A 23,661-nucleotide genomic window follows, 5' to 3' on the forward strand; every position below is an offset into this window, starting at 1 on the left:
AAAATTTTAACCTGAAAAATTTGCAGATTAACATAGAACATCGGGGCTAGGGATTGCGGATACAAAAAAGCCTTTCAGGGTTCTAAACCCTGAAAGGCTTTTTCGTTTACCCTGAGTTTGGGATAAGAAAATTAACGTCAGTTTGAGTAGTTTTCGCAGAAAAGTGTATCGAAAACAAGTTAATTTCCTTACTCACTTTCCGGAGAATCAGTAAGATTATTAGAAAGTTGCTTTTTGTTTTTTAATCCAAGTTTTCGAAGCTTTTCAGTTTGAGCGACCAGATTATCATTTCCTGTGGAAAGTTGCTTGTAGGCTTCATTATAAGAAGATTGCGCTTGCGCGATGTTCTTGCCAAGTTTTTCGAGATTTTCTACAAAACCAACAAATTTATCATAAAGCTTTGCGCCACGATCTGCAATTTCCAAAGCATTTTTATTTTGGGCATCGCGCTTCCAAAGATCAGCGATTAATTTGAGAGAAGTGATCAGGTTGGTGGGACTTAATAATAAAATTCGTTTATCATAAGCATAATTCCAAAGTTGCGAATCCGCTTGTAAAGCGGCATTGTAAGCTGCTTCATTCGGTATAAACATCATCACAAAATCCAAACTTTTATCATAGTCGTCATAGGCTTTTAGACTTAACTCGTTGATGTGTTGTTTAACCGAACGAAGATGTTGCTCTTGTTTAATTTTGAAAATATCCTTATCCTCTTCATTTGCCATTTCTATAAAAGCATTTAATGATACTTTGCTATCAATAATAACATTGCGTTCATCAGGATATTTAATCAAAGCATCAGGACGCATTTTTTTTCCAGAAAACTCCGAATAGATTGGGTTTTTGGAATCGTCACGCAATTCGTGTTCGAGGAAGTATTCTCGATTTTTGGCAAGTCCAGATTTTTCCAAAATACTTTCCAAAATCATTTCGCCCCAGTTGCCTTGGGTTTTGTTATTACCTTTAAGAGCTTGAGTTAGTTTTTGTGCCTCCTCTGAGATTTTCTGATTCAGAAGTTTTAATTCCGTTACTTTTTGACCAAGCGAAAAACGTTCTTTAGCTTCTTTATCATAAGTTTCAAAAACAGTTTTCTTTAGTTCGTCAATGTTTTTCCCGAAAGGTTCTAGGATAGATTTTAGATGTAGTTGATTAAGATTCGTGAATTTTTCTGTTTTTTCTTCGAGAATCTGATTCGCCATTTTCTCAAAATGCAATTTGCTTTGTTCTTGCAATTTTTCGATTTCCTCTTTTTGATTGTCAAGAAGAAGTTCTAGGTTTTTGTTTTGTGCAGACAATTCAGCATTTTGGGCAATTAGATTTTGCTTTTCTTGTTGGATGATTTCTTGTTTGTCCTGAAGTTGTTTTAATTCAAATTTAAAATCGTCAAGATGCTGAACTAGATTAGTGTTTTCCGCATTTAGTTCAGCAACTTTTTGAAGCTGTAAAAATGTTTTAGATTCTTGCTCTTCAATTTTAAATTGTAAATCTGCTTTTTGCTTCTCCGATGTGTCAAGATTAGATTTAATAAAAGAATTTTCAGATTTTAAGCTTGCAAGATTTTGCTCCATCAAAACAGAATTTTTTGCAGTCTTTGACAAATAATAAAAATGCAAAATCACCGCACCAATTACAAACCCAACAACACCGCCCAAAAACAGCGACATTACATCCATATTTTATTTTTCGTTTTCTAATTCAATTTTTAATTTTTGTAAAGCTTCTTTTTCCTCTTTGCTAACCTCAGGGAATTTAAGATTCATATCTTCCAAAGTATCGATAATAATTTGCAGAGCTGCGAGCCTTGTAAACCATTTTTTGTCTGCTGGGATAACATACCAAGGTGCATAATCGGTATTAGTTTCTTGGATGGCTTCTTCGTATGCTTTCATATAATCTTTCCAGTAACCGCGTTCTACAACATCACCACTAGAAAATTTCCAGTTTTTATCTTCTTCGTTGATTCGGTCCAAGAATCTTTGCTTTTGTTCATCTTTAGAAACATTAAGGAAGAATTTAATAATTCTTGTTCCGTTATTAGCAAGGTGTTTTTCAAAATTTCGGATACTTTCGTAGCGAGTGTCCCAGAATTTTTTGTCAAAATCTTTAACATCGTCCCAAACGCGTTCCTTAAGATTATATTCTGGATGAACTTTACACACCAAAACACTTTCGTATTGAGAGCGATTGAAAATTCCGATTTTTCCTTTCGCCGGAACCGCCAGATAATGTCTCCACAAGAAGTCCTGACCGTATTCTTTAGAACTCGGTGTTTTAAAACTTGTGACTTCGCAACCTTGCGGATTAACCCCTCCGAAAACATGCTCTATCAGGCTGTCTTTACCAGCAGCATCCATAGCTTGGATAACAATGAGTAAAGATTGACTGCTGTCGGCATATAGTTTTTCTTGTAAATCGTAAAGTTTTTCTTTTTCAGAATTAAGAAGTTTTTCACCTTCTTCTTTTGGAATATCTGCTTTGTAATCGGTCTTGTGATCACCGATTTTAAAATCTTTTTTACTAGCTAAAAAGTCTTTTATTGATATAGATTTCATATTCGGTTTTTATGTAAATGTAACAAAAAAAACCGCTTGTATAAGCGGTTTTAAAAATCTTTAGTTGAAAAATGTTATTTCTTAACTTCTTCCATTTTAACTGGTGCAGCAAGTTGTACTTGTTGCGCTCTGACTGCTTTTTTAGATTGTGCAGGAGAAGCTTCTTTTACTATTTCAGCCTTCATAGAAGCTGGAGTTGCTTGTAGAGTTTGTACTTGTTGTGTAGCAGCACCAACTTCACCTTTAATAGTTAATACAGATCTAGGATTTTTTGGGTCATTCGAAAATACTTCGATTGGCTTACTAAAAGCACCTGTTAAGTTTGTATTATATCCTACTTTAATTTGAGCGGATTTTCCTGGTAAAATTGGATCTTTACTCCACTCAGGAGTTGTACATCCACAAGCTGGTTTTACTTCTGTTAGGATAAGCGGCTTGTCTCCAGTGTTTTTTACCGTGAAGTATCTGTGACCATCACTACCTGCAGTTACTTTTCCGTAATCAAAAACTGTTTTGTCAAAAGAAATTGATTGTGCAGAAGCAAGTCCGAAACCTAAAACAGCAACCATTCCTAAAAGTGTCTTTTTCATATTGTTTTTCTATTTTGTTAGTTAAAATTCTTGAAAATACTAAGAATCAAAGTTATAAATAAATTTAAATATATCTATAAATAATTTTGTTTATCTTATTTTTGCAAATAATAAGCCAAAAAATTATTAATAATGCAGATTGCAGACAAATATAATCCTCAAGAGACAGAACAAAAATGGTATAACTACTGGTTAGATAACAAATATTTTCATTCGACACCAGATGATAGACCGCCTTACACCATTGTAATTCCACCACCGAATGTAACGGGAATTCTTCACATGGGACACATGTTGAACAATACAATTCAGGATGTGTTGGTGAGACGTGCAAGAATGCAAGGTTTCAACGCATGTTGGGTGCCTGGTACAGACCATGCATCTATCGCAACCGAGGCTAAAGTTGTTGCCAAACTAAAAGAGCAAGGGATTTCTAAAACAGATATCGGAAGAGAAGAATTCTTAAAACATGCTTGGGATTGGACACACCAATATGGTGGGACAATTTTGGAGCAGCTTAAAAAACTAGGATGTTCTTGTGACTGGGATCGTACGAGATTCACGATGGAGGATAATTTGTCAAAATCGGTTATTAAAGTTTTTGTTGATCTTTATAATAAAGGATTAATCTACAGAGGTTACAAAATGATCAATTGGGATCCCGAGGCGAAAACAAACATCTCGGATGAAGAAGTTATCTTTAAGGAACAACAAGGGAAATTATTTTATCTAAAATATAAAATCCAAGGGTCAGAAGATTTCGTGACGGTTGCTACAACGCGTCCAGAAACTATTTTTGGAGACGTTGCAGTTTGTGTTAATCCTAATGATGAGCGTTACCAAGCTTTAAAAGGAAAAAAATTGATTGTACCGATCGTTAATCGCGAAATTCCTGTTATCGAAGATGAGTATGTTGACATCGAATTCGGTACTGGCGCTTTGAAAATTACTCCAGCACACGATCTTAACGACTACGAAATAGGAAAAAAACACGACTTGCCAATCATCGATTCTATGGATAATGATGCTAATCTTAACGAAAATGGATTGCATTATGCTGGCAAAAATAGATTTGTTGTTAGAAAAGAAATTGTAAAAGAACTTGATGAAAAAGATCTTTTGTTAAAGGCGGAAGATTATACTAATAAAGTAGGGACTTCAGAAAGAACAGGCGCAGTTATCGAACCTAAAATTTCTGTACAATGGTTCCTAAAAATGGCAACATTAGCAAAACCAGCTTTGGATGTTGTGATGGATGATGAGGTTAAGTTTTATCCTGAAAAGTTTAAAAACACTTATCGTCACTGGATGGAGAGTGTCCATGATTGGAATATTTCTCGTCAGCTTTGGTGGGGACAACAGATTCCTGCTTTCTATTTTGGAACAGGGGAAAATGATTTTGTCGTTGCAGAAAATATTGACGAAGCTTTAGTTTTAGCAAAACAAAAAACTAACAACCACCAACTGACAACTGAGGATTTACGACAGGATGAAGATGCCTTGGATACTTGGTTCTCGTCGTGGTTGTGGCCGATTTCTGTTTTCGAAGGCATTTTAGAACCAAATAATAAAGACATTAATTATTATTATCCTACTTCGGATTTGGTGACTGGACCAGATATTATTTTCTTCTGGGTTGCGAGAATGGTGATGGCTGGTCTAGAATATAGAAAGGAAATTCCGTTTAAAAATGTTTATTTCACAGGAATTGTTCGTGATAAGCAGCGACGTAAGATGTCAAAATCTTTAGGGAATTCTCCAGATCCAATCGAATTAATTGATAAATATGGCGCAGATGGCGTTCGTGTTGGTATTTTATTAAGTTCTGCAGCAGGTAACGATTTGTTGTTTGATGAAGATTTGATGTTGCAAGGACGTAATTTCGCGACTAAAATTTGGAACGCATTTAAGCTTACACAAACGTGGACGAAAGATGCTAATGTAAAAGCAAATGATGCCGATACGCAAGCGATTAATTGGTTTGAGCAACAACTAGCGAAAAGCATTTTAGAAATGGAAGATCATTTCTCAAAATTCCGTATTTCGGATGCACTTCATGTGTTGTATAAGTTGATTTGGGATGATTTCTGTTCTTGGTATTTGGAAGCTGTTAAACCAAACTATGGTGAAGCTATTAGCCAAGAAGTTTATGATAAAACAATTTCTTATTTTGAAGAATTAATGAAGTTGTTGCATCCATTTATGCCATTTTTGTCAGAAGAAATTTGGCATATTATCAGCGACAGAAGTATAGAAGAGGCTTTGATTATTACACAACAGAAAAAAGTTGATGGTTTTGATGAAGCGTTGATTTCTAATTTTGATTTTGCTAAAGAAGTGATTTCTGGTGTTAGAAATTATAGACAATCAAAGGGAATTTCGCCAAGAGAAGAAGTTGAAATTTTTACAAATGCGTCTGAATTTGCTAATCAAGCTGTGATTTTAAAATTGGCTAATTTACAAGATATTCATTTTGGTCAAAAAACAGATAAACCTAGTTTTAGTTTCTTAGTTGGCGCGACAGAATGTGCGATTCCGTTAAGTGAAAACTTAGACTTAGGCGAAGAAAAAGAAAAAACGGAGGAAGAAATTAAATATTTAAAAGGTTTCTTAATCTCTGTTGAGAAGAAATTGTCAAACGAAAAATTCATGGCTGGTGCGCCGCAACAAGTTGTTGATAACGAGCTTAAAAAACAACGTGACGCGATGGATAAGATTGCAATTTTAGAAGAAAAATTAAAAACATTATAATACTTAAGAATTATTCTTTACTTTCACAAGAATGAATCATATAGAAAATATCACGAAATTATTTTCAAAATCACATGTAGAAAATCCGCTTCTAGAAAGCTTTGAGGCGGGTTCTTTACATATTTCGTCAGGAAGACTGGTGGCTTGTGATCCAGTGGTTACGCCGGATAAGACTCCTTTTAACCAATTATTTCCGAAAGGCAATTTTCCAGTGACAATACATAAAGAAGCGAGTAGTAATTGCATTGCATATTCTGAGATTGTCTTCGCAGATGACACTGTTGAGACTTGGGTGATGGCTTTGTGCGATGATCAAAAACTAGAAGATTTGGAAGATGGCGAAATTTTTGGTTTTCCAGTAGAATCAGGAATGGCAGGATTGATGGATTTTGACACACAGAAGAAAGTTAATGATTACGAGCAAGAGCTTTTCAAAAAGAAAGGTGCCGATTTCATGGGGCTTTACGAAGAGTTTTTCCATAGTTATTTTTATGATAGCAATGGGGCAATCGATCAATTTGCAATGATGAAGCCTTATCCAGAACAAGCTAATAATCTTTTAGCTTTCGAAGCTGGTTATGGCGAAGGTTTTTACGCTTCGTACATTGGATATAATAAAGATAAGCAACCTGTTAAATTTATTACCGAATTTATAGAAATTCAATAAACGTTAAAGCATGATAAAAGTAACACAAAAACATCCTTTGATAGTTGTTGTTGGAAGTTCTTCAATAGATTTTGTTTTAGAAACTTCCAAAATTCCTCAAGCTAATGATACTATTTTGGCATCCGAATCTAAGAGTTTTCTTGGAGGGAAAGGCGCAAACCAAGCGATAGCTACGGCAAGACTTGGTGCCAATGTCTATTTGGTGAGTTGTGTCGGGATGGATCCTTATGGACAACAAGTTATTCGAAACCTCGATGACGAGGGCGTTAATGTTGCATTTATCAATGAAACTGACGAGCCGACAGGGACAGCTTATGTAACGACTTCTGCGGAAGGTAATGCAATTGTAGTTATTCCTGGTGCTAATTACAAATTAGGAAAACGTTATATCGACGAAGCGGATCGCTTTATTCAAAGTGCAGATTTGGTTTTAATGCAAATGGAAATTCCAGCAGAAACCATCAATTACGTTGCACAAAAGTGCAAGAAATATTCTAAAAAATTGGGGGTTTATGCGGCACCAGCAGCGCAACTTTCTCAAGAAGTTGTAGACGTAGCGACTTTTATCGTTGCTAAAAATCATGATGTTAAAAACGTCTTTGGCGATGTGCCTGTAGAAAGCATTATGAAGAGTCTTCCTAATAAATTGTTTTTGCGCGATGATGCCAATTCTACAAGTTATTACGATGGTGCAGAAATGAAATATTTCCGTGAAAATCCAAGTGAAATGGTCAACAAAATGGGAATGGGCGACGCCTTTACTTCTGGTTTTGCAATTGCCCTTTTACATCAAAATAACATTGAAGATTGCGTGAAGTTTGGTAATAAAATTGCCCTTCATGCTGCTAGTCAACTAGATTCTCAAAAAGGTCTTCCTAATCTTAAGGAGATCAAATAGCCCAATATAATGCAAGAATTATCAATAAAAGCTGAGGATGGATATCTGTTAGCCGCAACCTTATTTGTGCCCGAAATTGATAAGAAAAAAGTTTTGATTATTAATTCGGCGACGGGTGTTAAACAGCAAATGTATTTTGGATTTGCTCAGTTTTTAGCGCAGAACGGAATAGCGGTTATTACTTACGATTACCGCGGGATAGGTTTATCAAAACCTAAAAAAATGAGAGGTTTTTCTGCAACCATGCGAGATTGGGGCAACCTCGATTACAAAGCAGTTACAGAATATGTTATTAAACATTATTCTGATTCTTCTAAATATATCCTTGGTCACAGTGTCGGTGCGCTAATTCTTGGGATGAATCAAAATTCTGATGTTTTCCAAAAAGTGTTTTTTGTAGCAACGCAAAATGCCTACGTTGGTCATCTCAATTTTAAAACCAAAGTTTCGGCTTATTTGGGTTTTGGGATTATGCAGCCTTTGTCAACTAAATTGTTCGGTTATTTCCCTGCGCATCGTTTTGGATTGGGCGAAAGTCTTCCTGCTGGCGTTGGTTATGATTGGCGAAATTTAATTTTAAAACAAAAATCAACCGATTATTTATTAGAGAATTCGAAAGTGGATATTTCTAAAAATATTTCTAAAAAAGTTTTTGTTCTTTATGCCGAAGATGATGCTTGGTTAACCAAAAATGGTGTCGAATCGCTTTTAAAAATTACCTATCCAAAACTAGAGTCCGAATATCATTTAATAAAAGTTAAAGATTCGGAAGTAGGGAACATTGGACATGTCAACTTTTTTAGAAGCTATAATCAAAAGCTGTGGAATATTATTTTAAACCAAATTAATTAAAAAAATGAGTCAAATTATTGATAAAACCATAGATTTTGTAAAAGAAAAACTACAAGGCGCGGAAGCAGGACACGATTGGTACCACATCGAACGCGTTTGGAAGTTGTCAAAAAAAATTGTCGCTAAAGAATCTTGTGATATCGAGATTGTAGAGTTGGGTGCTTTGTTACACGATATTGCTGATCCCAAATTCCATAACGGAGATGAAGCTGTAGCGCCAAAAGTGGCAACCGAATTTTTACAATCTTTAAATTTTCCTAGCGACCGCATCGAAAAAGTTGTTTTTATCATTAATAATATTTCATTTAAAAACAGAAATGAAGCGCCAGAAAATCTTCCAATCGAACTAAAAATTGTACAAGATGCTGATCGTATCGACGCTATTGGAGCGATTGGTATTGCGAGAACATTTAATTTTGGAGGTTTTAAAAACAATTTAATGTACGATCCTAATATTCCGCCACAAGTCGGCATGTCAAAAGAAGAATACAAAAAATCGAATGGGACGACCATTAATCATTTTTACGAAAAATTGTTGTTGCTAAAAAATTTGTTGAATACCAATTCTGCAAAGGAAATTGCCGAAGAACGTCACCAGTTTATGTTAAGCTTTTTAGATCAATTTTATAAAGAATGGAATGTCGACTAAGCTCTAGTTTCAAAAGCTTTCTTATCTTTGCAACATGTATTTAATAATATTTCTGATTTTCTTGTTGTTATGCGCTGCCTTAGTTTTGTCTTTGTACAAAAAAGGTCGATTTGCGGTTGTAGCAAAGATTCTTAGATTTGTTATTGTTGTTGGGAGTATCGCTTATTTCGCATATTGGTTTGTCGAAAAAAGTCTAAGCCAATTTCTAGAAAATTCGATGGCGGTACAAGTTATAAACCATCTTCCACAGCCGCTGGATTTTTATGTTATTCGTGTTTCGGATAAAGATGAAAAAAACGAAAAGTATCTTTCTAAACATATTGGGAGAATTCGACCAGATTTTTATCGCATAGAATATCTTAATATGCAAAAGTCAAATGAGTTTTGGATTGTAGGTTATCTTAACAAGTCGAGACTCGCATATTTTTCGCAACATGCCGTTACAGAAGGCAATCGTGACCAGATTGTAGAAGTACGCAACTATATTAATCAAAGTCAGAAATTGTCAAGTATTGCTTCGGATCAAGTTGGTATTTTGAAGTATGACAATATGAAAATCAGTATTTGGGTGACCCTGGATTTATTGTTGATTTTCCTTAATTCAGTTTTGCTTTTTAGGCGCAAATAAAACTGATTCTGTCAATTACAAGCAAATTTAAATTTTATTAAAATCAAACTTTCTAGCACAGATTTTGTGCGGAAATTTTATACTATGAATATACAAGCAAAATTAGAATTAGGTAACCAAGCCTTTCTCAATTGGAGAAAAATAAGTTTTGAAGAACGTCAAAAATTGTTTTCAAAAATGGCTGCATTGATGAGATCGGATGTCGACAAATATGCGGTTACCATTACTAAAGAAATGCACAAGCCGATTACCCAATCGATTGCCGAAATCAATAAAACTGCGGGTATGCTCGACTATTACGCAAATTGTGAAAATGTTTTAGCACCTGAAAATATCGAAACCGAATTTAATGTTTCTGAAGTTCATCATGCGCCGCTTGGGATTATTTTGGGCGTTATGCCTTGGAATTTTCCTTTCTGGCAAGTGTTGAGATTTGCAGTTCCTGCAATTTTGGCAGGAAATGTTGTTGTGTTAAAACATGCGTCAATTTGTTTCGGAACAGGACGATTAATCGAAGAATTGTTTGTACAAGCTGGTTTTCCAGAAGCGGTATTTCAAAATTTTGAAGTTGGACATAAAGAGATTCAAGAGATTTTAGAAAGTCCTTATGTGCAAGGTGTAAGCTTGACTGGTAGTGGAAAAGCGGGTGGCGAAGTGGCATCAATTGCCGGTAAAAATATTAAAAGATCAGTTTTAGAATTGGGTGGTAGCGACGCTTATATCGTTTTAGACGATGCCGAAATTCTAAAAGCTGCCAAAGAAGCGCCTCGCGGAAAGCTTCAAAATACAGGTCAAGTTTGTAACGCTGCAAAACGTTTCTTAGTTCAAAAATCGGTGGAAAATGAGTTTATTTCAGCTTTTGTAGAGGAATACAAAACTTATGTTCCTGGCGATCCCATGGATAAAAACACACATATTTCTAAAATGGCTAGAAAAGATTTGGCTGATGAATTGTTGGCACAATATGATAAAGCCATTGCAAACGGCGCCGAAATTGTCTTGCCTTTGGAAAGACTTTCTGACCAAGAATTAAAACCTGGAATCATCAAGGTAAAAGCTGGGAATCCAATTCTTCAAGAGGAATTATTTGGTCCTTTAGCAATGTTGATGATTGGTGAAACGGATGAAGAATTGTTGACTTTAGCTAATGATATTCCATTTGGATTAGGAAATGCGATTTGGACGAAAGATAAAAAACGCGCGCAATTCTTTATTGATAATTTAGATTCTGGCACAGTTTCTATTAATAAGTCAACAAGTTCTGATGCTAGATTGCCGTTTGGAGGCGCAAAACAATCAGGTTATGGTGTAGAACTTTCGACAGTTGCACTTAAAGAATTTACTATTACAAAAACCATTGTGGGGAATATTTAATGATTAAATGTTTTTAATCCAAATTAAAAAAAGATTCGGCGCCCAAAGGGCGCCGAATCTTTTTTATAAAAGTTGGTAACTTGTACCGTCTCTGCTATCTTTTAGCTCAATGCCTTGCTCCAAAAGCTGATCTCGAATTTGATCCGACAAATCAAAATTCTTTGCTTTTCTCGCTTGATTTCTTAGATCAATAAGAACTTTTAAAGCTTGATCTAGTTTTTCACTATTATTTTCCTCAACATTTTGTAAACCCAAAACTTCGAAAACAATATCATGAACGAACTGCTTTAATGTATCCAAATCCGTTTGACTAATCGTTTCTTTTTTATCTTTAATAGCGAATATCGTTTTAACAATTTCAAAAAGATTAGCAATAACAATTGGACTGTTAAAGTCGTCTAGTAAAGCATCTACAACTTTAGTTTTCAGTTCTTCAACATTAATGCTCGATGTTGCTGATGCTTCCAAATTATCCAAAGATTTTACGGCTTCCATAAGTCTGTTAAAACCTTTTTCACTAGCCAACATCGCCTCGTTAGAAATGTCTAAAACGCTTCTGTAATGCGCTTGCATAAAGCAAAATCTCAACACACTTGGATGGAAAGCTTTCTCAAAGAAACTGTTATTTCCTGTAATCAATTCCATTGGAAGAATATAATTGCCTGTCGATTTTGACATACGTTGACCATTCATCGTTAGCATATTGGCATGCATCCAATATCTCACAGGTTCTTCGCCATTACAAGCTTTTCCTTGCGCGATTTCACATTCGTGGTGTGGGAATTTAAGATCCATTCCGCCACCGTGGATGTCAAATTGATTACCAAGGTATTTGGTGCTCATTGCTGTACATTCGAGGTGCCAACCTGGGAAACCTTCTCCCCAAGGCGAAATCCACTTCATAATATGTTGTGGCGAGGCGTTTTTCCAAAGTGCAAAATCTTGTGGATTTTTCTTTTCATGTTGTCCGTCTAGATCACGCGTATTTGCAAAAAGCTCTTCGATATTACGACGAGATAATTCGCCGTAGTTAAGTCCGCGTTTGTTATATTCTAAAACATCAAAATAAACAGAACCATTGCTTTCGTAAGCAAAGCCTTTTTCGATTAGTGTTTTGGTTAATTCAATTTGTTCAACAATATGTCCAGTAGCCGTTGGTTCTATCGTCGGTGGCAAAAGATTGAATTTTTTAAGAACATCATGAAAATCAACAGTATATTTTTGTACGATTTCCATTGGTTCTAATTTTTCCAAACGCGATTGTTTGATGAAGCGGTCGTTGTTAATGTCGCCATCGTCCGTCAAATGTCCAGCATCTGTAATGTTGCGAACGTAACGAACTTTGTAGCCTAAAAACATCAAGCTTCGGTAGATGAAGTCAAAGGACAAAAATGTTCGGACATTACCCAAGTGAACATTGCTGTAGACGGTTGGACCGCAGACATACATCCCAACATTTCCTGGTAAAATCGGTTCGAAAATTTCCTTTTCTCCAGTTAAGGAGTTGTATATTTTAAGTTGCATTGTTTGGTTTTAAAAGATTTTAAATTCAAAAATTAATAATTGTTTTAACATGAAATTTCATCAACAACAAATAATTGTCGTGATGAAAATTTTATTTAATACTTTTTTGAATTTTATCATTTTTTTATTTTTAATCTAGTTTTGCATGACTTCCTACATAATGTAAGAACTCTTGACGTGTGATTGGATTAGTACGGAATATGCCGCTTAGTTCTGCTGTAATTGTCGAACTCGCCGTGTCTTTAATGCCACGACAATTAACGCAAAGGTGTTTAGCATCGATGATACAAGCGACATCTTTAGTGCCTAAAGCGACCTTCAAAGCCTCAACGATTTGCATCGTTAATCGTTCTTGGACTTGTGGTCTTTTTGCGTAATAATCTACAATTCTATTAATTTTAGAAAGACCAATCACTTCACCATTAGAGATGTACGCAACGTGCGCTCTACCAATAATTGGCAAGAAATGATGTTCGCAAAAAGAATAAACTGTAATGTCTTTTTCAACAAGCATTTGACGGTATTTGTACTTATTAGAGAAAGTCGAAATACCAGGTTTGTTCTCAGGAAGAAGACCTCCGAAAATTTCATTAACATACATTTTGGCCACGCGCTTTGGAGAATCTTTAAGAGAATCGTCCGTCATGTCAAGTCCCAAAGTCTGCATGATCTCCCCAAAAAGTCCTTGGATTTTTTCAATTTTTTCGTCTGGACTTAGTGCAAAAGCATCTTCTCGAAGTGGTGTATGTTCTTTACCAGTGAAAAGGTCATCGTCATTGTCAAAATGTTCCGTCATTTCTAAAAACTAATTATAATAAGCAAAATTAGGAAAAATTATACTTTTTGTGACTAAAAGCACCGGCTTATTAAAATTTTATTGTAGCTTTAATATTATAAAAGACTTCAAATATTAAACTAACTGATAATCTTTTCGTTGTGTTTTTATAGAAAGGGAATCATAAAATTTAATTATTTTGAATTGAAATTTTATATATTTGCACCAAATTAACATTAATTAAAATTAAATACTATGTCAGACATTGCATCAAGAGTAAAAGCTATCATCGCTGATAAGCTTGACGTTGAAGAAACAGAAGTGACTCCAGAGGCTAGCTTCACTAACGATTTAGGAGCAGATTCTTTGGATACTGTAGAATTGATTATGGAATTCGAAAAAGAATTTAACATTCAGATTCCAGACGATCAAGCAGAAAAAATTACTACTGTAGGTCACGCTATTGCTTACATCGAGGAAGTAGTTAACAAATAATATTTTCTAACGAATTAATTAGAAATTATAAAAAATTATATGGAATTAAAAAGAGTAGTTGTTACAGGTTTTGGTGCCATTACACCGATAGGAAATAATGCGAAAGAATATTGGGACAGTCTTGTAAAAGGTGAGAGCGGAGCCGCTCCTATTACTCTTTTTGATTCCACTAATTTTAAAACAAAATTCGCTTGCGAAGTCAAAAACTTTAATCCTTTGGATCATTTTGACAAAAAAGAAGCGAAGAAAATGGACAGAAACTCACAATTCGGTCAAGTTGCAGCGCGCGAAGCGATTGCACATAGCCGTATTATCGAAGATTCTGTTGACAAAAATAGAGTAGGTGTTATCTGGGGTTCGGGTATTGGCGGACTAGAAACTTTTGAAACAGAAGTTGTTGGCTGGGCTAATTCTCAAAACATTCCTAGATTCAATCCTTTCTTTATTCCTAAGATGATTGCTGATATTACACCTGGTAATATCTCAATTGAGTTTGGATTCCACGGTCCTAACTATACTACTGTTTCAGCTTGTGCTTCTTCTGCTAATGCACTTATCGATGCAAGAATGCTTATCCAATTGGGTAAAGCTGATGTTATCGTGTGTGGTGGCTCAGAAGCTGCAGTTACAGCAAGTGGTATGGGGGGATTTAACGCTTTGATGGCGCTTTCTACGAGAAATGATGATCCTAAAACGGCTTCTAGACCTTTTGACAAAGACAGAGATGGTTTTGTATTAGGTGAAGGTGCAGGTTGTATCATTCTTGAAGAATACGAACACGCTGTTAAAAGAGGCGCAACTATTTACGCAGAATTAGCTGGAGGTGGACTTAGTGCAGATGCACACCACATGACAGCTCCACATCCTGAAGGATTGGGCGCTTATCTTGTAATGAAAAATTGTTTGGAAGATGCAGGACTTACTGCTGACGATGTGGACCATATCAATATGCATGGTACATCTACGCCGTTAGGAGATATTGCAGAATCTAGTGCAATTGCAAAATTACTAGGCGAGCATGCTTATGATATTAATCTTAATTCTACTAAGTCGATGACAGGTCACCTTTTAGGTGCAGCTGGTGTTATCGAAGCTATTGCGACTATTGGTACTATTATCCATGGGATTATTCCTCCGACGATTAATCACTTTACAGATGATGAAAAGATCGACGCGAGATTAGACTTTACTTTTAACGAAGCAGTTCATAAAGAAGTGAATGTTGCTATGAGCAATACATTCGGATTCGGTGGACATAACGCTTGTGTACTTTTCAAAAAAATCTAAATTATTATGGAGTTGAAGAATTTACTTTCTAAATTCCTAATAAAAAGAAAAACCAACGGACTTTCTCAAAGAGATTCTAAATTTCAAAAAGAGGTATCTGACCTTGTCGGCTACCAGGTTAACAATCTTGAAGTCTTTCGAGAGGCTTTTTCATTAAAAGTTTCTGGAAAAAATTCTGAGAAAAAAAACTACGAAAGATTGGAGTTTTTGGGCGATTCTGTATTGGGTTCGATTATTTCTTGTTACTTATTTCAAAGGTATCCAGAGGCTAATGAAGGTTTTCTAACGCAAATGAAATCCAAAATCGTTAACCGCAAAAACCTTAATAAACTGGGTGACGAACTTGGTTTACCAAAACTAATTTTTGCTGATAATAGTGTCACATTGAGTGAGAATATTGCAGGAAATCTTTTGGAAGCTTTTGTTGGCGCATTATTTTTGGATGTCGAGTACGAAGCTTGTAAAAAAATTGTTCTTGAAAAACTACTTCCACCAGAAGAAATCAACAAGCTCGAAAACAAAATTATCAGTTACAAAGGTCTTCTGCTAGAGTGGAGCCAAAAGAAAAAACTTTCTATTAAGTACGAAACTTGTGAAGAACATCTAGTTGGCAAGCAGATTGCATTCCGTTGTAATGTTTGGCTAGAGGACGAAAAAATTGCTAATGCATCGGAGACATCAAAGAAGAAGGCCGAAGAAAAAGCAGCGCAGCGTGCGTTCTACATGTTAAATAAAAAAGAACAAATTATTGAAAAGCAAAAAACTATTTCTTGATTTTGAAGAAGAAGAATGCATCGATGTTGGATTGATGCGTATTGCTAGTAATTTGCCGCATTTCGAAGTTTTTTTTCACTTAAATAATTTTAATACTTTCAACCTAAAAAGGAGCGAAGATATCGTTTTCGAAGGTGTGTATAATGATTATTTTTTTGAGTGTTATGAAGCTTATGACAAATCTAACAAAAACTGTTGGAAGTTAATTTCTAACAAGTCCATCTCAACAATAATTAAAAAGGAACAAAGTCAGCTTTTCCAAGATGAAGAAGATGTAAAATTTTTATTAAATGATCATCATGACGTTGATTATATTGTTAAATCGTCGGATTCATTTGCGGATTTTTCAGTAATTTTGCTGCCGGAAAAGTTGTTCTTTCCAATACAAGAGTTCGAGTTGTCTGCAGATACAGAGCTCTATCAAATAATTCAATATTATGAATAAAAATTTAAAAAAGACAAAAATCATCGCAACCCTTGGCCCAGCGTCTTCTGACAAAGAAACGATGATCCAAATGGTAAAAGCGGGTGTTGATGTTTTCAGAATAAATTTCTCACATGCCGATTACGATCTTGTAAAACGTAATGTCGACATTATCCGCGAAATCAATCAAGAATATGGTTACTCGGTAGCTATTCTTGGAGATTTGCAAGGTCCAAAACTTCGTGTTGGTGTTGTTAAAGAAGGTTCTTTCCTTAATCCTGGAGATGTTTTGACTTTTACTAATGAAAAAGTTGAAGGCGATTCTACAAAAGTCTATATGACATATGAGAAATTTCCGCAGGATGTAAAAGTAGGAGAAAGAATCCTTATTGACGATGGTAAGTTGGTTTTAGAAGTTATCGAAACTAATGAAAAAGATACCGTTAAAGCAAAAACCATCCAAGGTGGGCCTCTGAGTTCTAAAAAAGGGGTAAATCTTCCTAACACAAATGTTTCTCTTCCTGCATTAACAGAGAAAGATATTCAGGATGCTAACTTTATGTTGGATTTAGAATTTGACTGGATTGCATTGTCTTTTGTTCGTCACGCACAAGATATTAAAGATTTAAAAATTTTAATAGAAAACCATCCGACCAACAATATTAAAACACCAATTATCGCTAAGATTGAAAAACCAGAAGGTGTTAAAAACATTGACGAAATCCTTATTGAATGTGATGGATTGATGGTTGCTCGTGGAGATCTTGGTGTAGAAGTACCAATGGAGCAAGTCCCTGTTATTCAAAAGAATTTGGTGCATAAAGCAAGATTGTATTCAAAACCTGTTATTATTGCGACGCAAATGATGGAAACGATGATTACAAGTCTTACGCCTACAAGAGCAGAAGTTAACGACGTTGCTAACTCTGTTATGGACGGCGCGGATGCGGTAATGCTATCAGGAGAAACTTCGGTTGGTAAATATCCAGTTGATGTTATTAAAAACATGACGAAGATTGTTAAAACAACTGAAACGACGCATCTTTATGCAAAACAAAATGTTCCTTTGGAAGAAAAAATTAATTGTGTTGATGATCGTTTCGTAACAGATATGGTTTGTCGTTCGGCGGTTGATATCGTTAGAAATGCTGGTGCAGAAGCGATTATTACGTTGACATCATCAGGTTATACAGCATTCCAAATTTCAGCACACAGACCAGATGCTCATATCATCGTTTTTAGCTCAAATAGACGCGTTATCACGATGTTGAATTTACTTTGGGGCGTTCGTGCTTTCTACTATGATATGCAAAAGTCTACAGACGAAACGGTAATTCAGGTTAATATGTTGGCGCATAATTATGGTTTTGTAGAGCAAGGTGATTTTGTCATCAATCTCAATGCGATGCCGGTGCATTATGGTGGTAAAACCAATACGTTAAGACTAACAACAATATAATGAAAGCCCCAATTTTGGGGCTTTTTTCTTAAAATATCCTAAAGCGCGTTAATCAGCGTTAAAGTTATTTTTGGTAACGCTCAAAACTTTACTTTTGAAAAAAAACTATTTGAGACTACATTTATTTTTTCTAGTCATTTTTTCGAATTTAATATTTGGACAAAATCAAGTTTCTGGTGTTGTTCAGACCGAAAATGGACTTCGGATTCCTAATGCCATGTTGGTGAATGTTGCAACTGGTGCTAAGGCGTATTCCAACAACATTGGAGAATTCTACATTGGTGCTAAAGTTGGAGAGACGATTCGTGTTCTTAAAGATAATTACGATCGTCAAACTATAACAGCTAGTCTTAATGGTAATTTCGTTGTAACCTTGGTAAAATCTGCTGAAGAAATAGAAGAAGTGACTGTGTCAAACATCAAAGTGACTGGTAATATTGATGATGCTTCTAGGTTAAAAACAGATGAAAGCGCCGAGCGATTGCGTAGAGAAGTTGGTACACCAAAAGCACCGGAAAAACCTCGAGAAAAAGCGCCAGAAATGACAAAAAATGTATTGTTGCCAATACTTTTCGGCACATTAAATGTTGATGGTTTGTATAAAATTGTATCTGGAAAGTCACGTCAAATGAAGTCGCTTTATCGTTATGAGGATTCTCAGGACGACATGAAGTGGATTCGTACGAGAATAGACCATTCTTATTTTAAAAGTGCTGAAATTCCTGATGATCAGATTAATTCTTTTTTAAATTTTATCATGGTGGATCCAGATGTGCGACGTTATGTAAAAGCTCGAAATGAAGGCGGTCTTATCGTTACAATGGAAAAACATATCCCCGAATTTCTGAAACTTATTAAAAAATATTAATCTCAGCATTTTCATCTTTTATAAAATGCTTAATTTCATTAAATTGCAATCGATAAAAGTCTTCATTTTACTTTAATCAAATAACATTTTTGATGAAACTTTATTTTAAAATTAATTACGTAACCAAACTTGGTGAGCGTCTCGTTTTACAAGTTTTAATGGATAACCAAACTTGGAAATCCTACGATTTATATTGCGAAAATACTTTTATTTGGCAAGGAGAAGTCGATTATTTTTCGAAAGAGATTTGCTACAAATATCAAGTCCTAGATAAGGATAATCAGCTTTTACAAGAAGAGATTATTCCGCATCGTTTATTTCTTGGATATAGTTTTAAAGAATATCAAGTTATTGATACTTGGAATAGTAAAAACTTCCCCGAAAACTATCTTAACAACAAAATTTTTAGAAATACAAAACAAGGTTTCGTTCCAGAAAAGCTTAATGTTCGTAAAAAACACACGCATCTTTTCCGTATCGAAGCGCCGCTTTACAAACCGAATTGGAAGATTTTAATTTTTGGAGAAATTCCAGAACTTGGCGCTTGGCAGTACGATAAAGCTGTCGCTTTACAGGAAGTCGATTTTGGAATTTGGGAAGTTGCAGTTGAGTTGAATGTAAATCATGATTTTACTTACAAATACGGTATTTACGATGATGAAACTAAGAAAGTAATCTTTATAGAATCTGGAGAAAACAGAATAACTTCTGCTAACAACAATAACGAAATTTTGCAAGTTAATGCTGATCATTATTTCGTGTTTGATGATGCGAGATTATGGCATGCGGCGGGCGTTGCTGTTCCTGTTTTTTCTTTGAGATCGGATGATGGCTTTGGTGTGGGAGAGTTTTTGGATTTAAAACTTTTGGCAGATTGGTCGAGAGATACAGATTTGTCAATTATCCAGATTTTACCGATTAACGATACAACTGCAAATTACACTTGGACAGATAGTTATCCATACGCAGCAATTTCGGTATATGCTTTACATCCGCAATATTTGCGAGTTGATGCTTTGGATTTTCCGATTGCAAAAGCAGATTTGGAAGCGTTTAATAATTTAAAATCAAAACTAAACCAAGAAAAATTTGTTGATTACGAAGTGATGATGTCCGAAAAATGGAACGTCATAAAAAAAGTTTTCAATGAGAATGCGTCAATTATATTTAAGGATAAATCTTTTAAATCATTTTTAAAAGAGAATAAAGATTGGCTGTTGCCATACGCTGCTTTTTGTGTTTTGAGAGATAAGTACAAAACACCGAATTTCAACAATTGGAAAACGCATAAACGTTATGTTGCTGGTAAAATCGCAACGATGTTTGATGCAAAACATAAAGATTATTCGGCAGTGATGATGCATGCATGGGTGCAATATCAATTGCATTTGCAGTTGACAGAAGCGATAGATTATGCTCATAATTTGGGAATTTCTCTTAAAGGAGATTTGCCGATTGGTATTTATCGCTATAGTGTTGAAGCTTGGGCAGAACCAGAACTATTCGGGATGGATTTCCAAGCGGGCGCACCGCCAGATCAGTTTTCAGATTTAGGACAAAACTGGGAATTCCCGACTTACAATTGGGAAGTGATGAAAGCTGATGGTTACAATTGGTGGAAAAAGCGTTTTGCGGTTTTAGAACGTTATTTTGATGCGATGAGGATTGATCATATTCTTGGTTTTTTCAGAATTTGGAGAATGCCGATTGACGCGACGCAAGGTGTTTTGGGTTATTTTTATCCTGCAATTCCAGTTACGAGAGAAGAATTACACGCTAATCATATCGATTTTAATGAAGATCGTTTTTGTAAGCCATTTATTAACGATTCTATTATTCATCATACTTTTGGAGAAGAAGCGGACGTTGTTAAAGCTCATTTTTTTGAATTAAATTCTAACGGACTTTATAAATTTAAACCAGAATTTGATACGCAACGAAAACTTAGTGATAGTTTCAAAAAACAATCTTGGGATTGGAAGGAAGAAAAATTGTTGTCTTTAGCTGCTAATGTTTTGTTTATAATTGAAACTACTCAAGATGGCGATAACGTTTATCATCCAAGGTTTAACATGGAAAAAACCTTGTCTTTTGCTAACCTTCCAGAATGGGAACGCGTAAAATTAGCAGAGATTTATAACGATTATTTCTTTGTTCGACAGGACGATTTGTGGTACGAAAAAGCCATGGAAAAACTTCCAGCTTTATTGACTTCTACCAAGATGTTAATTTGTGGCGAAGATCTGGGTTTGGTACCAGATTCTGTGCCAGTAGTTATGGATCAATTGGCGATAACGGCGCTTAAAGTCCAGAGGATGCCTTCGGAAAATATTCCTTTTTATGATCCGAAAAATGCAAGTTATATGAATGTGGTTACGGCTTCGTCGCACGATAGTTCGACTTTGCGACAATGGTGGCACGAAGATCGAGAAATGACGCAACAATATTTTAATCAACAATTGAAACAATACGGCACGGCGCCGTGGGATTTGTTACCAGATTTTTCAGAAATGATTATGAAACAACATTTGTACACAGATGCAATGTTGGCCATTTTCCCTATTCAAGAATTTTTGGCGACAGATCACCGATTAATGAACGAAAATATGGACGACGAACGAATCAACGTTCCAGCTATTTTTCCACACTATTGGCGTTACAGAATGCACCTTAAATTAGAAGATTTAAAAACCGAAACAGCATTTAATCAAAAAATATCGGATTGGGTTAAAGATTCGGGTAGAAAATAAGTCTTTGATTTTCAATATTAAAAATTATAAAAAAAGTTAAAAGTGCGAAATGCTTTTAACTTTTTTTCTTATTAAGTATCATAGAATTAAACAAGAGTTTTTGTTTTGCTAAAAACCAATTTGTTATGAAAAAAATGATTCTTGCAATGTCACTTGTTATAAGTAGCTTTGCTTTTTCACAATATTATCAAGATACGTATCCTGACTATTATGGGTACGAATATTATGATAACCAATATAATTATCCAGACGATTATTATTACAATTATCCTACGGATTATTATCCTGAAGATTATTATCAAAATTATTACAACGACTACAGAAATAGTATTGTAAATATTAACTGGAATAGATTCTTTAGAACTTATAGATTGTCGCCAATGCAAGTGCAAGCTATAATTAATCTTAATAATAGATTTCCGTCATTTATGGCTTGGAACTCTTATTACGGAATGAATCCTGATCGTTGGTATTATGATAGATTCTACGAGTTAGAAAGAATTTTGGGGCCACAAGTTTTTGTTGTTTATCAGCAAAATTATTACCGTGGTGTAAGTCCAATCGTGTACTTCCAAAACTATAGAACTTCTTATTATGTAGTTAATTATCATATTCGTCCTAAATATAGAAATGTAGATGTGATAAGATATCGAGTAGATCGTTCTAACCTTAATGATAGTTGGAAGTCAACACGTAACGTTGCGATGATTGATACTAATGCTAATAGTATTAGATCTAATTCTGGTACTAGAAATCAAAATATGTTGGCAGATAATACTAACAATAACGGAATTAGGAATTCATCAAGTATTAGAAATCAGGCTGCGGTACCTGACAACAATGGTGGAACCAGAACTTCATCAGGAACTAGAAATCAGTCGATGATCGAAACTAATAATTCTGGTGTTAGAAATAATGTAAGAAATCAAACTTCATCTTTTGACAATTATCAAACAGGAGGTGTTAGAAATAATCCAGTTAGAAGTTCGGCGCCGGTTCGTTCTTCTAGTATGGAACTAAGAAGTAATAATATGAGAAGTTCATCATCCAGTGGAGCGACTAGAAGCTCTGGGACGAGAGAATCTCAAAGAGATAATGCGGGTGGAATGAGAAGTTCTAATAACGGAGCTTCTAGAGGTAGGTAAGTTTTTTTAGTGTTTGTGTTATTTTGGAAATGGAGGAAGTTTTTTAAGCTTTCTCCATTTTATTTTAATTATGAATGTTTAAAATTTAACAAATTTTAATATTTTTTGATTTAACTTTAAATGATGTGCTTCATCCAATAGATGTAATTAAACAAAATGGTAATTAACGTAAAATTTTAATAAAATGAAAAAATTGATTTTAAGTGCAGCATTCGTAGTACTAGGTTCTTTTGCTTTTGCACAACAAACAACACCAACTGCAAAAAAAGAAAACTTTGAAGCAAAACAACAAGAACGTCTTGCTAAAATGAAAACCGATCTTAATTTGACAGATGCTCAAGTGGTAAAAATTAAGGAACTGCACGAGAAAAAAAGAGCAGCGAAAATGGACCAAATGAAAGAGCAACGTCAAGAGATGAAATTGAAAATGGAAAAGAATAACGAAGACATGAAGCAGATTCTTACACCTGACCAATATACTAAATGGCAAGAAATGAAAAAGCAAAAGATGGCCGAGCATAAAGGGATGAGAAAAGAAAAAATGGAGATGAAGAAATAATTGTAATGCAAATTTAGAAGTAGGAGTAAGGGAAACTTTACTCCTATTTTTGTGTAAAATAAAGTTAAGAATTTAGTATATTTGACTTTAAAGAAAAAAATATGGTTACGGAAAAAATTATTAATCTAATCAACGAGCAAATCACGAAAGAGCAATATGCTGCACAACTTTATTTGTCGATGTCGGCATGGTGTTATGCTCAAGATTTGGAAGGTATCGGTAATTACTTTAGAGTACAATCGAAGGAGGAGTTGATGCACTCTGACAAGATGTTTGATTATATCAACAATATCGGTGGAAAAGTTGTTTTGGGAGCTGTTGATGCACCTCCACATGATTTTAATAGTGCGGAAGAAATCTTTGAAAAAGCGCTAGAGCACGAAAAATTAGTTACAAAAAGTATTTTCAATATTGTAAAAGCAGCAACTGAAGAAAGCGATTTTGCAACAACAACATTTTTACAATGGTTCGTTAATGAGCAAGTTGAAGAAGAAGCTAGCGCATCTCTTTTAGTAACAAAAATCAAACGTGTTAAAGACAATCCGTCAGCAATGTATCTTTTTGATCAAGAATTAGCGCAACGTGTTTTCACTCCAGATAACGGAGCGGCTTAATTGTTCATTCAGTTAATGTAAAAATT

The 23,661-nt window shown here is 34.9% G+C and carries 22 protein-coding genes; 17 read left to right on the top strand and 5 right to left on the bottom strand.

The features are described from left to right. Positions 1-188 precede the first annotated feature (188 nt). From rmuC to RT037_RS06115, 3 genes are all read right to left on the bottom strand, one after another. Positions 189-1,673: a DNA recombination protein RmuC gene (rmuC, locus tag RT037_RS06105; RefSeq protein ID WP_409529546.1), complete on the bottom strand. Its 1,485-nt coding sequence runs from the start codon at positions 1,671-1,673 to the stop codon at positions 189-191. A gap of 3 nt (positions 1,674-1,676) precedes the next feature. Further along, positions 1,677-2,552: a polyphosphate kinase 2 family protein gene (locus RT037_RS06110; protein ID WP_313028938.1), complete on the bottom strand. Its 876-nt coding sequence runs from the start codon at positions 2,550-2,552 to the stop codon at positions 1,677-1,679. Between the two features lie 74 nt (positions 2,553-2,626). After that, the gene (locus RT037_RS06115) at positions 2,627-3,142 is read right to left on the bottom strand and encodes a DUF1573 domain-containing protein (RefSeq protein ID WP_312323793.1); all 516 of its coding nucleotides are present in this window, start codon (positions 3,140-3,142) and stop codon (positions 2,627-2,629) included. 132 nt (positions 3,143-3,274) lie between these two features. On the opposite strand from RT037_RS06115, the gene RT037_RS06120 reads away from it, so the two are divergent. From RT037_RS06120 to RT037_RS06150, 7 genes are all read left to right on the top strand, one after another. After that, entirely contained in the window at positions 3,275-5,893 is a 2,619-nt protein-coding gene (locus RT037_RS06120) for a valine--tRNA ligase (protein WP_313028942.1), read from the top strand. A gap of 31 nt (positions 5,894-5,924) precedes the next feature. Beyond that, positions 5,925-6,560, top strand: coding sequence for a DUF4241 domain-containing protein (locus RT037_RS06125; RefSeq protein ID WP_313028945.1), 636 nt, complete (start codon positions 5,925-5,927; stop codon positions 6,558-6,560). Between the two features lie 10 nt (positions 6,561-6,570). Next, positions 6,571-7,458 (top strand): PfkB family carbohydrate kinase, encoded by an 888-nt coding sequence (locus tag RT037_RS06130; protein ID WP_313028947.1) that lies wholly within the window; start codon positions 6,571-6,573, stop codon positions 7,456-7,458. Between the two features lie 9 nt (positions 7,459-7,467). Beyond that, positions 7,468-8,310 (top strand): alpha/beta fold hydrolase, encoded by an 843-nt coding sequence (locus RT037_RS06135; RefSeq protein ID WP_313028950.1) that lies wholly within the window; start codon positions 7,468-7,470, stop codon positions 8,308-8,310. A 4-nt stretch (positions 8,311-8,314) separates the two neighbouring features. After that, positions 8,315-8,959 (top strand): HD domain-containing protein, encoded by a 645-nt coding sequence (locus tag RT037_RS06140; RefSeq protein WP_313028954.1) that lies wholly within the window; start codon positions 8,315-8,317, stop codon positions 8,957-8,959. A gap of 34 nt (positions 8,960-8,993) precedes the next feature. Continuing rightward, complete coding sequence (locus RT037_RS06145) at positions 8,994-9,587, top strand: hypothetical protein (protein ID WP_313028955.1); 594 nt, start codon at positions 8,994-8,996, stop codon at positions 9,585-9,587. Between the two features lie 84 nt (positions 9,588-9,671). After that, entirely contained in the window at positions 9,672-10,961 is a 1,290-nt protein-coding gene (locus tag RT037_RS06150) for an aldehyde dehydrogenase family protein (protein WP_313028958.1), read from the top strand. 63 nt (positions 10,962-11,024) lie between these two features. Here RT037_RS06150 and cysS read toward each other — a convergent pair whose 3' ends face one another. Together cysS and folE are read right to left on the bottom strand one after the other, a co-directional pair. Beyond that, positions 11,025-12,485 carry a cysteine--tRNA ligase gene (gene cysS, locus RT037_RS06155; protein WP_313028959.1) on the bottom strand — a complete coding sequence of 487 codons (1,461 nt, stop codon included), beginning with the start codon at positions 12,483-12,485 and terminating at the stop codon, positions 11,025-11,027. A 130-nt stretch (positions 12,486-12,615) separates the two neighbouring features. Further along, positions 12,616-13,281, bottom strand: coding sequence for a GTP cyclohydrolase I FolE (gene folE, locus RT037_RS06160; protein WP_079666038.1), 666 nt, complete (start codon positions 13,279-13,281; stop codon positions 12,616-12,618). Positions 13,282-13,515: 234 nt separating this feature from the next. On the opposite strand from folE, the gene RT037_RS06165 reads away from it, so the two are divergent. The 10 genes from RT037_RS06165 to RT037_RS06210 all read left to right on the top strand — a co-directional run bounded on the left by RT037_RS06165 (position 13,516) and on the right by RT037_RS06210 (position 23,635). Beyond that, a complete protein-coding gene (locus tag RT037_RS06165; protein WP_002976354.1) occupies positions 13,516-13,755 on the top strand; it encodes an acyl carrier protein in 240 nt (79 codons plus the stop codon). 39 nt (positions 13,756-13,794) lie between these two features. Then, positions 13,795-15,042: a beta-ketoacyl-ACP synthase II gene (fabF, locus tag RT037_RS06170; protein WP_312323357.1), complete on the top strand. Its 1,248-nt coding sequence runs from the start codon at positions 13,795-13,797 to the stop codon at positions 15,040-15,042. Between the two features lie 6 nt (positions 15,043-15,048). Beyond that, positions 15,049-15,816: a ribonuclease III gene (gene rnc, locus RT037_RS06175; protein ID WP_312323358.1), complete on the top strand. Its 768-nt coding sequence runs from the start codon at positions 15,049-15,051 to the stop codon at positions 15,814-15,816. Beyond that, positions 15,791-16,261: an IPExxxVDY family protein gene (locus RT037_RS06180; protein WP_313028966.1), complete on the top strand. Its 471-nt coding sequence runs from the start codon at positions 15,791-15,793 to the stop codon at positions 16,259-16,261. Before rnc ends, RT037_RS06180 begins: the two co-directional genes overlap by 26 nt. After that, positions 16,254-17,699, top strand: a complete 1,446-nt coding sequence (gene pyk / locus RT037_RS06185) for a pyruvate kinase (RefSeq protein ID WP_312323360.1) — start codon at positions 16,254-16,256, stop codon at positions 17,697-17,699. The genes RT037_RS06180 and pyk overlap by 8 nt, the downstream gene beginning before the upstream one ends. A 94-nt stretch (positions 17,700-17,793) precedes the next feature. Next, positions 17,794-18,567 carry a carboxypeptidase-like regulatory domain-containing protein gene (locus RT037_RS06190; protein WP_313028968.1) on the top strand — a complete coding sequence of 258 codons (774 nt, stop codon included), beginning with the start codon at positions 17,794-17,796 and terminating at the stop codon, positions 18,565-18,567. Positions 18,568-18,659: 92 nt separating this feature from the next. Then, entirely contained in the window at positions 18,660-21,317 is a 2,658-nt protein-coding gene (locus tag RT037_RS06195) for a 4-alpha-glucanotransferase (RefSeq protein ID WP_313028972.1), read from the top strand. Positions 21,318-21,463: 146 nt separating this feature from the next. Continuing rightward, entirely contained in the window at positions 21,464-22,462 is a 999-nt protein-coding gene (locus tag RT037_RS06200; RefSeq protein ID WP_313028976.1) for a hypothetical protein, read from the top strand. Between the two features lie 184 nt (positions 22,463-22,646). Next, entirely contained in the window at positions 22,647-23,021 is a 375-nt protein-coding gene (locus RT037_RS06205; RefSeq protein WP_313028980.1) for a hypothetical protein, read from the top strand. Between the two features lie 101 nt (positions 23,022-23,122). Then, positions 23,123-23,635 (top strand): ferritin, encoded by a 513-nt coding sequence (locus RT037_RS06210; RefSeq protein ID WP_079666047.1) that lies wholly within the window; start codon positions 23,123-23,125, stop codon positions 23,633-23,635. Positions 23,636-23,661: the final 26 nt, after the last annotated feature.

This window comes from Soonwooa sp. (assembly GCF_032062245.1).
In the GTDB taxonomy this organism is placed as follows: Bacteria; Bacteroidota; Bacteroidia; order Flavobacteriales; family Weeksellaceae; genus Soonwooa.